The following is a 13851-nucleotide window of genomic DNA, read 5'->3' as shown; positions in this document are numbered from 1 at the left end:
GGACCCTCTGTAGTTGCGGTGAAGTATTACGTCTGAATTATCCCACTTTTTGCCCTCTGAGCGCCCGGATGCTGTGGGCGGGCTCTCGGGTGTGATTCCTTTTCGAGAGACCGCCGAGAAGATGCACCGCAGGGAACGGGGTGAACGCCATTCAAAAACCAGTTAGGAGGCGGCAGTCAGCGAACGCCCGCTGTACAAATCCACTCGCTCGCCGGTGATGGGATGCTCAAAATGCAGACTGTACGCCAGCAACTGCAGCGGGTACTCCGGGCGGTCTGGCGCGTCGGGTAGCACCTGCGGGTAGAGCACATCGCCCAGAATGGGGGAGCTGAGCATATTCAGATGCGCCCGCAGCTGGTGCGTTTTGCCGGTGTGAGGCGCCAAATCATAGAGCGCCCATTCTCTATTCGGTTCCGCGCGCCACCCCTCAACCGCCTGCGCACTCGGAGTGAAAGTCCGCAGAATCTTCACGGTCGTCAGCGTATTCGGCTCCACACCCTGCGCCGCGCACTCTTGCTCAGAAAGCTGCTGAACCTGCAGCTGATCACGAATCTTCTGAATATGCGAACGCACCTGCAACCCTTGCGCACTCAACGCCTGCTCGGCGGCGGCAGCATCGGCGGGAACCGGCGCCACGGCACGGTAGGTCTTTGACACCTGACGGTGCTGAAACATCATCTGGAAGGGGCGGCGTGCCTCAACGGTCTTGGCAAAAAGCAGCACACCCGCGGTCGGGCGGTCCAGGCGGTGAATCGGAATCAGCAGCGGGTTCTGCTCACGCACCCGCAGCTTGGTCAGCGCGGTCTGCGCAATATAGGAACCGCGCGGGGTGGTCGGCAGAAAATGCGGCTTATCAATCGCCAGCACGTGCTCATCCTCGTAGAGCACCGGCATGTCGGAGGGTAGCTGCGGCTCATCCGCAAGCTCACGGAAATACCAGATGCGCTCACCCGGCATATAGGGGCTATCGCCGGTCAGGATCGTGCCGTCGTCCAGACGCACCTCACCGGTATTAAAGCGGGCGTGAATAATCTGCGGGTCGTTCGGGTAGAAGCGCGCAATCAGGTAATCCGCAATGGTTGCCGGAGCCGTATTGTTCGGTGCGGTGTTGTTCGGTGCAGTGTTGCTCGGGGCGAGCTCGGCGGGGAGCTCCTCCACGCGCGGCAGGATCAGCTGAATTGGGTCGATACCGTTCTTCTGAGCCAGCGGAGGGGCCAGCAGACGGCGATGCGTGCGGCGTGCAGGCTTTGCCTGATAGGCGGGCTGTATTCCCTGCTGTGTATCGGGGCGTGCGATAGGCTGCGGGCGTGCGGTGTTCTGTGCGGGCATGGCTCTACTCTACCGCCTGGGCGGGGTAGGTTCGGAGGCAAGCTGGAGGCGTACTGAGTGAGTTGGGCTGAGCTACGTGCCGGTGGAAATATTACCGTGGGCTTGGGTGTGGGGTTGCGGAAGACAGTTTTGTCTGACACTCATGAATGTTTGTGTGAATATGTGGAACAGAAAACGAAAACTTCACAAATTTTTGAAATTATTGGACATTTAATTTAAAAAAACTACATTAATTTTACAAAAAACAGCGTTTAAGTGCGGTATTTTCGAAAATGCTGTCAAATCATAAATCAATAACCCTCAATTTAGCCCCTTTGGTTTTTCTAAGTATAAAAGATGTAAAGCAATTAAAGACATGCTAACCTGGGCACCCTACGTCATAAACGCCTTAATAAAGGCTGAAAGTAGCCTTAAAGCGGTACGATTAAGACACAGAAGTTCGATATTTCGAACGAAGGGGTCGAAATGGGACAGAAACAGCGCAAGGATGCAGAGGTTAAAGGAACACCCCCAAATACAGCGGTGCAATCGGACAATTCCAAAGCACCGGAAAATGCGATAGGAGAGGTTATGGAACATTCACAAAAGAATGCGGAGCCTCGCACCGGTGCCCTGCGTATGGAGCCGCACGAACGCGAAGAGCAAATTCTGAAAATCGCTGCAGAACATTTCGCTCGCCGCGGCGTGCTCGGTGCCTCCATGAGCGCTATCGCCCGCGATGCAGGCATTACCCGCGCCCTGCTCTACCACTACTTCCCCGGCAAGGACTCCCTGGCGGCCGCTGTCACCCGACGCGAAGCCAACGCAGTCCTTGAGGCCCTGGGCGAGCATCACGAAAACCCCGAAGAGGCGTTGCGCAATGCGCTACGCACGTACTTCCTCGTTGTAGCCGGCGTTCCCACCCCCGGTGGGGAGGACTTCCCGAACAACCCTACCGACTACCTCGAATGGATGCTTGAACGCACCGGCATGCCGATTAATGACCGCACTCGCGTCATCCTCGGAGGCTGGTTGCAGCTCGTCGACTACTTCGCCATGCACGTCGTGCAGCTCAACCCCCGCGATCAGCGCACCGTTCGCTCCCGCGGGCTCGGGCTCGAAGAAGCTATCGACCTGTGCCTGGGTGCCGTGGACACCCTCACCGGCGGCTACTAGCCGCCTCAAGAGGTGACAGGTCAACGTAGGACTTCCCGCTCCGATGTTTGGTTATGTGCTCCACGGCAAAGATGACGTGGACATCCGGGCGGTTATTCCTCCGCCACGCCGCCTGCGACGTGGTGGACTCCGGGAACACCACCCGGTTCGTGAGTAGGGAAACATAATGCCCCGCACCCCCCTTCCGTGAGGGTGCGGGGTATTATGATGCTCAAGTTGAGGTTAAAGGAATTGATTTAATCTGAGGTTGAGCTTGAGGCTCTTTCTGGAGAGGGCTAAATGGAACGGCGCAGCGACAGTCCGCGAACCGTCGCGTAGAACCCCTGCGCCTGCAGTGCCGCACGCAGAGCCTCCACCGGATGCTCCACAACCTCGCCGCCGGAGGCGCTCAAAGTATGGGTGCCCAAAAGCTCCACATCGTTGACCTTCTCCACCGAAATCTTCTCCGCACCACCGGCGGACACTAGGCGCGCCAGGGCGGGGGCCGCCGCCTCCAGAAGTACCGGGTCGGTTGTGAACGCCAGCAGGGTCTTCGCGCCGCGCTCCACGTACAGCACCGGGGCGCCATCCACCAGTACCACGCAGGCGCCCGCCTTGCGTGCCGGACGGTGCTTCACAGTCCCCTCGCCTTCGTGTGCAAAGGAGGGAATCGCGGGCCAGCTCAGCGCCGCACCGTACGGGTTCGCCGGGTCGGTCGCCGCCAACAGGGTCACCGTGAACGTACCGTACACCCGCTCCGTATCGGTACGCTGCGGGGCGTAGGCGCTCGCACCAAAACCCTGCGGACCTGCGGGAACACTGAGGCTATCGGCGGTAGAACGCAGCAGGTCCACCGTCGCCGGGGCGGCAAACTGCGCCGCACCCAAACCCTCAATAAAGTAGCCGCGACGCACCAGCGCACGATCCTCAGCCGCCGAATAAATCCGGTACAGCTGCGAGAACCCGCCGGCAGAATCCTCCACCTGCAGGCACCCGCGAGTTAGCACACCGTAGCGGTCCAGCAGCAGGTCGGCGCGTGCGAGTGCCGCAACCGTCGCCTCCACGGGCTCCTGCAGGAGCGTGTCCACGCGCGAGAAGCGGCCGCTGTCCTGCGGGGCAACGGTGGGAGCGGCGGCATGGAGCCCGCCGCGGAGGGAACTGTTGCGCAGGGAACGCAGACCGCGCCCGGCGGCAGGCGCAGAGTAGCCGCTGGAACTATAGCTATCAGTGCCGTAACCGCCCGCCATGCCGTTACCCACGGAGGCGCGCGCCGCCGCAATACGACCCGCACCGCGGCGACCCACCCGCGACGGACGCGCAGGGGCCGCCGGAGTCGGATGCGCACTGCGGACGCCCGCCAGCATCGCCCGAACCGGCGCGAAACTATCGTTCGTCACCGCACCAGCCCACACCAAGCGCCACAGCGCCGCCGAAACCTCCGCCGTATCCGGGAAAGTCACCACCTGACCGGCAGGTGCCGCAGCGCTCATCAGCTGCGCCACCCGCTCACGCAGCGCCGGCACGAACAGGCCGCCGTGAGCCAGCGCCTCATGGATGGCGTGCTCCAGCGTGCCCGGAGCCTGCAGCGCCTCCCAAAGCTCGGGGTTCTCCGCGCGCAACAGCTGCTCCGGGTAGTCCTCACCCAGAGTCAGCGAGGAACTCTCGCTCAAATGCAGGCGAATCCAGCCGTCAGACTTCTGCGCGCTACCGCCGCCGAGCTGACCGGCGCCGGTGAAGAACACCCTGCCGCTCGCCATAAGCTCGTCCAGCATGTGCGGCTGGTAGCCGGGCACGCGCGCCGGAAGCATCAGCGTCTCCAGCGCGGAAGCCGGTACGCGCACACCTGCCAGCTGGTCGATGGCGGTGAGCAGATCCTCCGTGGCGGAGGCGGAATCTTGTCCCGTATGTTCTGCGCCGTGCTCAGCTAACGGGTTGGGTGCCGCTGTGCTGAGGGGTGCCACCCTCTCGCCCATCACCGTGGCGGCGCGGCGGGAGGGCATGAACGCACCGTAGGCGCTCGCCTCCGGCAGGGTCTGTGCAACCCGCACAGATAAAGAACGAACGTTCTGCCACGAGGGTAGGAATACACCATAGACCTGCGCCGATACCGGCTCAATCTCCTCACGCAACGCCGCCAGAGAACGGGCACGAATCGTACGCAAAACCTGCGCATCCACCCACTCAACACCGGCAGGCCCCAAGGCACGTAGCACCTCGGGCAAGAACTCGCCGGAGCTCAGGCGGCGCTGCTGCTGAAGACGCTGCAACACCGGAGTCAGTACGCCCACACCCACCGGGGTCAGACGCGAAAAATGCTCCGCCGCCTGCTGCGCCGTGAAGGGAATATGGGTGCGCGCATAGCGAGAAACCAGATCCTCTAAAGGCTCCGCGACCGGCTCCAAAAGGGCGGTAGGAAGCGCCACGGAGGGCATAATGCCCAGCCCATCGCGCAGGCGCGCGGCATCCTCAACCACCGCATAGTACAGCTGCGGCTCGGCGGAACCGTCGGCAGCTCCCATGAACGAGAACGCGCGGCGCGAGCGCACCAGCTCTTCCGCCAGCTCACGCGCCTCAGTCGTGCTGGCGTGCGCGCCGTACTCCTCGCTGGACTCTTCGCCGTAGTTTTCAGAATCCTCGGACTCGCCGAAATCTTGAGAACCGTGTGCCGCAGATTCAGTCCGCGGGTTGTCAGCCCGCAAGCGCAGGCTCAACTCCCGCGCGCTCAACGGGCCCAACTGGCGCAAAAGATCCGCCACGCCCTCCACGCCGCAGGCGCGGTAACGCTCACCCGTGCGCTGCAGACGCTGCTGAGTCTGCACCAGCACCGCCGGGTCCAGCAGGTCGCGCAGACCGCTCGAACCCAGCAACTCAGCCAGCAGAGCCGGGTCCAGCGACAGTGCGGCGGCGCGACGTTCGGCGGCGGGCGCATCGCCGTCGTAGAGGTGCTCGGCAACGTACTCAAAGAGCAGAGTGCGCGCAAAAGGCGAAGGGTTGTTCGTCTCAACCTCCAGCATGGACACCGCCCGAGACTGCAACGAACGGTGCACCTGAACCAGCGCTGGAACATCGTACACATCCTGCAGACACTCGCGTGCCGTCTCCAAAAGCACCGGAAAATCAGGGTACTTACGCGCCACATCCAGCAGCTGCGCCGCACGCTGACGCTGCTGCCACAGCGGGGTGCGCTTACCCGGATTACGGCGCGGCAACAGCAGGGCACGCGCCGCATTCTCACGGAACCGAGACGCAAAAAGCGCCGAATCGCCCACGCGTTCGGTGACAATCGCCTCCAGCTCGTCCGGGTCGAAAAGGAAAAGATCAGCGCCGGGTGGCACATCCTCCATGGCGGGCAGACGCAGAATCAAGCCGTCATCACTCGCCATGACGGAGGCATCCACCCCGTACCGCTCCTCAATGCGGGCGCGCACCGCCAGCGCCCAGGGTGCGTGCACCCCGTAGCCGAGCGGCGAGTGCAGGACCACGCGCCAATCGCCCAGTTCGTCGCGGTGCCGCTCCACAATCATGCGAGTGTCGGAGGGGACCGCCCCGGTGGATTCGCGCTGCTCACGCAGGTAGGCGAGCAGGTTATCGACCGCCCAGGTGTCCAGGCCTAGCTGTTCGAGTTGCTGGCGGGCGGCGGCGCTATCGGTGGCGTCCAGGCTGGAGAGGGCGCGCGTGAACGCACCCGTCTGCACGCCCAGGGCGTAGGGGCGGCCCATGCGGTCGCCGTGCCAGAAGGGCAGGCGCGCGGGCTGACCGGGTGCGGGGGAGACCCGCACCGCGTCGTGCGTAATTTCTTCGATGCGCCAACTGCTCGCGCCGAGGGTGATGACCTCGCCGGCGCGGGATTCGTACACCATTTCCTCGTCGAGCTCACCCACCCGCTTGGGTCCGCGCTCTTCATCGCCGCTGACCAGGTAGACGGGGAAGAGCCCGCGGTCGGGAATCGTGCCGCCACTGGTGACGGCGAGGCGTTGCGCACCCGGGCGGCCCTCAATACTGCCGGAGGGGGCTTCCTCGGTGGGGGTGCGATCCCAGATGATGCGCGGGCGCAATTCAGCGAATTCATCGGAGGGGTAGCGTCCGGCGAGCATTTCGAGTACGGAGTCGAAGAGGGCGCGCGGCAGTTCGGCGTAGGGTGCACTGCGGCGTAGCGCCTCGTACCAGGAGTCCACGCTGATGGGGCCCAACGCGCAGGCGGCGACGGTCTGCTGCGCGAGTACGTCCAGGGGGTTGGTGGGGATGGCAAGAGGCTCGAGGGTTCCGCTGCGCATACCGGCGAGGGTGACGGTTGCGCCGAGCAGGTCGCCGCGGTGCTTGGGGTAGAAAAATCCGCGCGAAATTTCGCCCACGCGGTGTCCGGCGCGGCCCACGCGCTGCAGTGCGGAGGCGACCGAGGGAGGCGCCGCCACCTGGATTACGAGGTCCACGTGACCCATGTCGATGCCCAACTCCAGGGAGCTGGTGGCGACCACGCAGCGCAGGGTTCCGCCCTTGAGTGCCTCCTCGATGAGGGTGCGCTGTTCCTTGGACACGGAGCCGTGGTGCGCGCGGGCGAGCGGTGGCACCTCGGCGATGTCGCAGATGCCTGCCGCGTAGTCTTCGGGGTCGATTCCCTGCTTTGCGAGGACGCGGCGCAGGTGAATATCGTTGAGCGCCGCGGTGAGCTTTTCTGCTAGTCCGCGCGAGTTAACGAAAACAATCGTAGAACGGTTGTTCTCAATATGGTCGACGATGCGCTCCTGCACGCGCGGCCAGATGGAGGTCTCGGGGCGCTCGCTATCGGGGGTGTCTCGCAGCGCCTTTTCGTGCAGTGCCCCTTCTCGCAATGCCTCTTCCTGGATGGTGAGCGTATTTTTGGGCGCGGCGGTATCGCCCTGTCGCGCCGGGTTTGCCTGCCTAATTTCTAACCCAGGTTCTTGCCCGGCTTCTTGTCGGGTTTCTAGTTCGGTTTCCTGTCCGGGGAATACGCCAATGGCATCTTCGAGGGTATAGGGCGTGTTCGCCGGGATATTTGCGGCACTAGAGATAGGCTGCGCCGCGCCCCACTGCGAGCCGGCAGAAACCGAGCCCCCGCTGCCCGGCACCTCCGAGGGTGCGTATTCTGAGGGCGCGTAGAGCCCCTGCCCGTAGTCGTTGGCGCCTCCGAGCGCCGCCATGTCGGGCACCGGCACGCTCAGGCGCAGGTCCCATTCTTTGGCGACCAGACGGCTCATGATGGTTACCGGCTGAATGCCGCCGAGGAACCGGGCGACCGCCTCCGGGTTTTCGACGGTTGCGGAGAGTCCAATGCGCTGCGCGGGCTTCTCGAGGAGTGCGTCGAGGCGTTCGAGGGAGACTGCCAGGTGTGCGCCGCGTTTGGTGGCGGCGAGGTTGTGAATCTCGTCCACAATCACGGTGGTGACGCCGGCGAGGGTGTTGCGGGCGGCGCTGGTGAGCATGAGGTAGAGGGATTCGGGGGTGGTGATGAGAATGTCGGGTGGGTTGCTGATGAGTTGGCGGCGTTCGCGGGCGGGGGTGTCGCCGCTGCGCACGCCGACGGTGATGCTCGGCTCGCCCGTCTCGTTTCCACTTAGGCGGGTGATTCCGGCGAGGGGCGCGCGCAGGTTGCGTTCGACGTCCGCACCGAGCGCTTTGAGGGGGGAAATATAAAGGATGCGCGTGCCGCCCGCGGTGCCGGCTTCGTGTTCGCGGTGCAGGGCGTCGAGTGCCCAGAGGAAGGCGGCGAGGGTTTTGCCGGAGCCGGTGGGGGCGATGATGAGGGTGTTGTTGCCGTTGCGGATGCTCTCCCAGGCGCCTTCTTGGGCGGAGGTGGGTGCGCTGAAGGTGGCGCGGAACCAGTCGCGTACGGGGGCGGAGAAGTGGGAGAGTGCGTCGGTCATGTATCTATTATGGCGGGGTTTATGGTGTGCGCCTCTTGAATTGTTGGGGGTTGGGGGAGGAAGATGTGCTTGACAGTGTCTCTACAGAGTATGTAATATTTTACCTGTAAAGTAATCGACTGAGAAACAACCCAAAGGAGCCTCACCATGACCCGCCTGAACGACGAACAGCTCATCAACCTCTTCCATGAGCCGCGCACCGTCTCCTCCTTCACCGAGGAGCCCGTCACCGACGAGCAGCTGCGCCGCATCCAGGAGCTGACCTTCTATGGCCCCACCGCCTTCAACAACCAGCCCCTGCGCATCACCTGGGTCAAGAGCCCCGAGGCACGCGAGCGCCTCGTCGCACACCTGGTAGACGGCAACAAGGCTAAGACCCAGGCGGCACCGGTGACCGCAATCCTCTCCGCAGACGCGAACTGGGTGGAGCACGCCGACACCTTCAATCCCAACGCTGCCGGCTTCATCAAGGGCTTCTACACCACCGAGGAGCTTGCTACCCCCGCCGCTGAGCTGAGCGCTCACCTGCAGGCAGGTTACTTCATTACCGCAATCCGCGCCCTCGGCCTGGACGCTGGCCCCATGACCGGCGCAGACTTCGCCGGCATCAAGAAGGAATTCTTCGCGGACAACGCAGAGATCCCCTTCCTGATCGTCAACCTCGGCCACGGCGAGGCTCCCGCATACCCGCGCGGTGCACGCTTCAGCCACGATGAGGTTGCTCGCTCCCTCTAAGAGCGCGCAGCTATGGTATGACTAAAGCTAAACCCTAGATTCAGACTTATAGACAGCTCAAGGGCGGTTCCCCATCACGGGGAACCGCCCTTGAACTATATGTGCGTTATACGCGCCGGTTTCTTAACCCTGAAATGCCGCGTTAGCGGGCACCAAACTGACCCACCGACAGCTGCGGAACAGACGAGGAACACGCGGTCGTATCCAGCGGAACAATCACGCCACCGGAACCGGAGGGAAGACCCACCAGGAAGCCCTGAACCGGGCGGCTACCACATGCGTCACCGAAGCGTGCCGGGTACACCGAACGCAGTACCGCGGTGGTGCTATCGCCGGGGTTGAGGGTCACGCCCGCAGAGTTCATGTACTCATCAGAGGTGGAAGCCTCACGACCGACCCAGGTGCCCGAAGGACCCGCATGCACCACGCGTGGGTAGCCGCGCAGGGTGCAGGAAGAATCCGAAGAATTCTGGAAGTACAGGGTGTAGTTTCGGGCGCCGGGGGAGCCATCTCCAATGGACACCGAAATGTTCAGGTCGTCCAGATCGCACTGGCCGGGGCCTTCAGCAGTGTTGTTGGAGGAGTTCGAAGAACGATCCGAGGAATTCGACGAGCTCGACGAACGTGAAGACTCCGAAGAATGGGAGGATCCGTTCGACGAATGAGAACCCGACTGTGAAGACGAGTTTGAGCTCTTCTGGGAATCCTGCTGAGAATCTGCAGAGTCGTCTGACTTGTTCTGCTCGGAACCCTCGTGGGAGGACCCAGAAGAGTGAGAGTCCGAGTTCTGCTTCGACTCGCGAGTCTCGGTGTGGGAAGAAGACTCGGAGTGCTCAGAGGAAGAGCCGTGGTTCTCCGCATCGGGAGAGTTCACCACGGTAATAGAGCCCGGGGTCACCGAAGAGGTAGCCCCGTCAGAAGCTACTCGAATCGTGCCGGGCTTGACCGAAGCCGAAGCACTCGGCTGCGCCGAGGTGCCTTCAGCTTCCTGACCGGCCTGGGACGCGCCGCATCCGCTGAGCGCTAGCACGCCGCAGAGGAGGGTGGTTGATGCGAGTACCTGAGCCGATTTAAACATGATTACATCGCCGCCTGCATTTGGATTTCTGCTCCGTCCATACCGGGGGCGTACTCGACCTGGCAGCACAGGCGGGAGTACTCGTTGGCGACATCGTCGACCATGTCGAGCAGGTCCTGCTCAGCTTCGGTGCGTTCACCGGAAGCTTCGAAGTGCTCGGGGTCGATGAAGCCGTGGCAGGTAGCGCAGGATGCGTTACCGCCACAGGTTGCGAGGACCGGCACACCGTTAGCCTGGAGGGTTTCCAGGAGGGTGTGGTGGTCTTCCCACTGAATGTCGTAGTTTACGCCTGCTTCGTCAGTGACCTTAATCGTTACGCCCATGCGTTCTCCTTCTTCTGTAGTGATGCGTTTCTATTGTAGAGGTAGGGGCTGTTATTCACCGTACTTTGTGGTGTATCCCCAACCCTACCGTCACGCATATCACGGGAACGCATATTAATTTTTATGCTGAATAGCATGTCTGTATTGCCCCCAGTCTACCTCTTAAATCCCTGACAATGCGGGATATAGTCGTATATGAATACTGCCCCCAGATGCAAAGACATGCTGGGGGCAGTATAAAGAACCGGCACGCAGACGCGCTTTAACGGTGACGAAGACCTACTCTGATTCCTTCTCCGCAGCCTTCTCGGCGTCCTGCTTTTCTGCGCTGTGGTTATCGGAATTCTGGACTCTTCCTCCGGGGCCTCGCACAATACCGCGCACGCTATCGCGCGGATCGGCGTAGCGCAGGTCGATACCAAAGGTATTGCGGATCTGACGTGCCGAGTTCAGATGCCAGCGCTGCGAATCTGAGGGGGTCACGGAGGTGACCGCCTTCTGACCCGGAGCCAGCTTCTCGTGGCGAATATCGTAGTGCTTACCGCCCATGGTGATGGTGAAGCCGTGCTCCTGCAGCAGCTGCACGAACGCATCCACATCGTGCGGGATCTTGCGGCCGCGCTGCCTCTTCGTGCCGCTCATCCTCGGCTGCGATTCGAAGGGGTTGCGGCTGGGCGCGGTGCCGCGACTAATACGAATGACCTGCTGGTCGGAGTGCGAGAACTCCACCTGGTAGCCGTTGAGTGAGTACACGGTGCGGCTACTGCCGGGAATCGGGCGGCGGTCCTCAGCCTCATCAAGGATGCGGGCAATGTACTCGCCGGTCAGTCCGAGCGATTTGAGCTGAGCCTGAGCCTCGGGGGAGAGCTGGTAGCCTCCGGCGAGAGCCTGCAGCGGGCGTAGCGCGAGCACTTCGGCGGTCAGGGGGTTGAGCACCACCTGGTAGCCTTCCTCTTCATGCGTGTAGAGGGTGACTTCGCGGCCGTAGCGGTTCTCTTGCGCGCTTTCTTGAACCACGGTGCTTGCGGGGGATTCGATGATGTCCAGCAGCAGCTCGTAGGTGAGCCCGTGGCGCATCATGTAATCCATCACGCCGGGGAGCACACCGTAGATGCGGCGGCGCGGCGGCACGTCACCGTAGAATTCCTTCTCGATGCGCGCGGCAATACGCTGGTTCTCCAGCGGCACCTCGGTCAGCGGAATGAGGCGCTGGTTGGAGGGGCGAATCTTGGCGCGTGCGGCGGCGGGCTTGGGTGCCTGACGGTATGCATCCACGAGCGCCTGCTGCTGCTCCACGAATTCCTGGGCAATGAGCGGCAGGAGGGTGAAGTAGAGCTCTGCCGCTTCGGGCTTGAGCGCCCCGTTCTCATCGAGTAGGGAGGCGCCGTCCTTGGAGAGCAGATCCCAGGGCTTATCGTATGCAGTGCTCTCTTCGGAGCCCTGCTCATCGCGGTAACTATAGGCGGCGAGGGAGGCAAGCTCCTGCAGGCGAACGTACACCTCAAGAGGAACGGTAATCTGCTTAGCGGACATTATTTCTCCTCCTCGGTGGTGTTTTCTGCCTGGGCTACTTGATGTTCTGCCTGCTTCGCCAGGGTATTACTGAGCTCTTCCAGCTGTGCCTTGCGCAGGTTCTCCGCGTGCAGAACATGGAAATCCGGGGTCTTCGCCAGAGCCAGAACGGTCCGCTCATCGGGTGAAATCGCAATTTCCAGACCCTGCGCCGCGTAGATGCGGGTCCAGCCTTCAGCCATGCGCACGCTTTCGGGGCTGCTCAGCGCCTGAAGCATCAGATCGAAAACGAACGGCGGGTTCTTCTTCAAGAAGGTGCGGGCGCGCTCGCTGAATTCGAGTTCCAGGGCGTTGAGCGAGTTATATTTGCCCTGAGCCAGGGAGGTTTGTGCCGCCTCGTTGTAGTCGGCATCGTATTCGTCGATGACGGTGATGACTTCTGCGGAGGCGGTGTTCACGTCAACGCGGTAGTCGTCGTGCGTGAAGCGAATCGTCCAGTCGTTGATGCGTTCGGCTTCACCTTCGCGCAGGATGGTGCGCACGAGTTCTTCGCTGATGTTTTCGCGTTCGAGGCGGGCGCGCAGGCTCGGGCGCAGTCGGTAGCTGCGTTCGCGGTCCTCGGCGGTAATGGCGCGAGGTGCGGCGGCTACCGGTTCTGCTGCGGGCGCGCTCGGGGTGGACGCGGCAGGCATCGGTGCACCGGGTTTCGGCGCGGCAGGCTTTGGAGCGGTCGGCTCGGCTACGGGCGCGCTCGGCAACGACTGGCTGAGCACGGGCAACTCGTCAACAGGTGCCTGCTCGGTAGCTGCTGCCGACTGCGCGGCTTCTTCGGCTACCTGCTGCCGGACACGCAGACCCTCCAGGTACTCTTCGATGCGCGGCGGGCGGTAGGTCAGCGTGGACTTGCGGAACATGCCGGGGGAGGGAGCACCGGGAGTAGGCGCTACCGGTTTCGGCGCAGCGGGCTTGGGTACTGCAGGTTTCGGTGCAGCGGGAGCAACCGTGGCGGGCGTCGGAACCGTCTCTCCTGTAGTCGCCTCTGCGGGTGCCTCCACGGGCGCTTCTTCCGGCACGCTGGGAGCCGGAGTAGGAGCCGGGGCGGGTGCCTGCGCCGCGCGGGCGGCAAAGAGCGCGGGGGAAGGCGCAGGCTTCGGGGCTGCAGGCTTGGGCGCAACAGAAGCGCTAACTTCAGCATCCTCAATTACTGCAGATTCTGTGGGGTTAGGTTCAACCTCAACATCAGCCGTAGAGTCTGCGGTAACTTTGGTTGTCTGCTCCTCATCGCTGAGCTCATCGTCGCCACGACGCAGAGCGGCAACGAGTTCCTGCCGGGAGGTATAGGGAATGATTTCCTCGGGAGAGTCGATATATCGGGGGAAGTTCTCGTAGAGAATCTTCGCCGCGGCTTCAAAGAGCTTCTCCGTGGTGGCGTTGGCGGCGGGTGCGCAGGGGCAGAGTAGTTCCTGGTGTTGCGCGTCATAGAGGGACCAGTGGGCGCATCGTTCGGTGGGCGGGAAGTAATCGAGTGTTCCCAGATCGGCTATATCGATGAGTGCACCTATCAGGGACTGCGGAATGGATAGCTGTGCCATAGTGCTCCTTCGCGTTGTCTGCTCTCCAGCCTATGTGTGGAGGGTTCTCTTTCCATCCTAGGCGTTTTTTGGCGGGTGTGCCCCGGAGCACGTCATCTGGGAGCGTAAATCTGTGGATTCACAGGTTGAGGCGCACTTTTAGCTCAGTTTTTGGGTGCGGATGCGGCGGCGGCTGGTGGAGCGTCCTTGCTGCACCTCTATATAGGTATCTCTGCATGCCGCGCAGCTTCTACACGTCTGTAGTTTCTGTATGCTGTGTTTCTGCA

The 13851-nt window shown here is 62.4% G+C and carries 8 protein-coding genes; 2 read left to right on the top strand and 6 right to left on the bottom strand.

The features are described from left to right. Nucleotides 1–162: 162 nt before the first annotated feature. Complete coding sequence (locus QZ822_RS03010; RefSeq protein WP_294642489.1) at nucleotides 163–1329, bottom strand: pseudouridine synthase; 1167 nt, start codon at nucleotides 1327–1329, stop codon at nucleotides 163–165. 570 nt (nucleotides 1330–1899) lie between these two features. Here QZ822_RS03010 and QZ822_RS03005 point away from each other — a divergent pair. After that, on the top strand, nucleotides 1900–2484 hold the full coding sequence (locus QZ822_RS03005) for a TetR/AcrR family transcriptional regulator (RefSeq protein WP_005507171.1): 585 nt from the start codon (nucleotides 1900–1902) through the stop codon (nucleotides 2482–2484). Nucleotides 2485–2759: 275 nt separating this feature from the next. On the opposite strand, the gene QZ822_RS03000 is transcribed toward QZ822_RS03005, so the two are convergent. Then, nucleotides 2760–8345, bottom strand: coding sequence for a DEAD/DEAH box helicase (locus tag QZ822_RS03000; RefSeq protein WP_294642487.1), 5586 nt, complete (start codon nucleotides 8343–8345; stop codon nucleotides 2760–2762). Nucleotides 8346–8492: 147 nt separating this feature from the next. Between QZ822_RS03000 and QZ822_RS02995 the strand changes: the two genes are divergently transcribed. Further along, the gene (locus QZ822_RS02995; protein ID WP_294642485.1) at nucleotides 8493–9080 is read left to right on the top strand and encodes a malonic semialdehyde reductase; all 588 of its coding nucleotides are present in this window, start codon (nucleotides 8493–8495) and stop codon (nucleotides 9078–9080) included. Between the two features lie 142 nt (nucleotides 9081–9222). Here QZ822_RS02995 and QZ822_RS02990 read toward each other — a convergent pair whose 3' ends face one another. The 4 genes from QZ822_RS02990 to QZ822_RS02975 all read right to left on the bottom strand — a co-directional run bounded on the left by QZ822_RS02990 (nucleotide 9223) and on the right by QZ822_RS02975 (nucleotide 13585). After that, nucleotides 9223–10158 carry a DUF4232 domain-containing protein gene (locus QZ822_RS02990; RefSeq protein ID WP_294642483.1) on the bottom strand — a complete coding sequence of 312 codons (936 nt, stop codon included), beginning with the start codon at nucleotides 10156–10158 and terminating at the stop codon, nucleotides 9223–9225. A gap of 2 nt (nucleotides 10159–10160) precedes the next feature. Next, complete coding sequence (locus QZ822_RS02985) at nucleotides 10161–10481, bottom strand: 2Fe-2S iron-sulfur cluster-binding protein (protein ID WP_005509285.1); 321 nt, start codon at nucleotides 10479–10481, stop codon at nucleotides 10161–10163. Between the two features lie 279 nt (nucleotides 10482–10760). Continuing rightward, entirely contained in the window at nucleotides 10761–12014 is a 1254-nt protein-coding gene (locus QZ822_RS02980) for a cell wall biosynthesis glycosyltransferase (protein ID WP_294642482.1), read from the bottom strand. Continuing rightward, nucleotides 12014–13585, bottom strand: coding sequence for a DNA repair protein (locus QZ822_RS02975; RefSeq protein WP_294642479.1), 1572 nt, complete (start codon nucleotides 13583–13585; stop codon nucleotides 12014–12016). The genes QZ822_RS02980 and QZ822_RS02975 overlap by 1 nt, the downstream gene beginning before the upstream one ends. Between the last annotated feature and the right edge of the window lie 266 nt (nucleotides 13586–13851).

This window comes from uncultured Rothia sp. (assembly GCF_916715725.1).
GTDB lineage: Bacteria > Actinomycetota > Actinomycetes > Actinomycetales > Micrococcaceae > Rothia.
Note: the sequence above shows the minus strand (reverse complement) of the source record. Positions and strands in the feature narration are given on the sequence as shown.

What these genes read in the sequence shown, in the direction of transcription:
- QZ822_RS03010 (WP_294642489.1), bottom strand. Translation starts at nt 1,329, where the DNA reads ATGCCCGCACAGAACACCGCACGCCCGCAGCCTATCGCACGCCCCGAT.
- QZ822_RS03005 (WP_005507171.1), top strand. Translation starts at nt 1,900, where the DNA reads ATGGAACATTCACAAAAGAATGCGGAGCCTCGCACCGGTGCCCTGCGT.
- QZ822_RS03000 (WP_294642487.1), bottom strand. Translation starts at nt 8,345, where the DNA reads ATGACCGACGCACTCTCCCACTTCTCCGCCCCCGTACGCGACTGGTTC.
- QZ822_RS02995 (WP_294642485.1), top strand. Translation starts at nt 8,493, where the DNA reads ATGACCCGCCTGAACGACGAACAGCTCATCAACCTCTTCCATGAGCCG.
- QZ822_RS02990 (WP_294642483.1), bottom strand. Translation starts at nt 10,158, where the DNA reads ATGTTTAAATCGGCTCAGGTACTCGCATCAACCACCCTCCTCTGCGGC.
- QZ822_RS02985 (WP_005509285.1), bottom strand. Translation starts at nt 10,481, where the DNA reads ATGGGCGTAACGATTAAGGTCACTGACGAAGCAGGCGTAAACTACGAC.
- QZ822_RS02980 (WP_294642482.1), bottom strand. Translation starts at nt 12,014, where the DNA reads ATGTCCGCTAAGCAGATTACCGTTCCTCTTGAGGTGTACGTTCGCCTG.
- QZ822_RS02975 (WP_294642479.1), bottom strand. Translation starts at nt 13,585, where the DNA reads ATGGCACAGCTATCCATTCCGCAGTCCCTGATAGGTGCACTCATCGAT.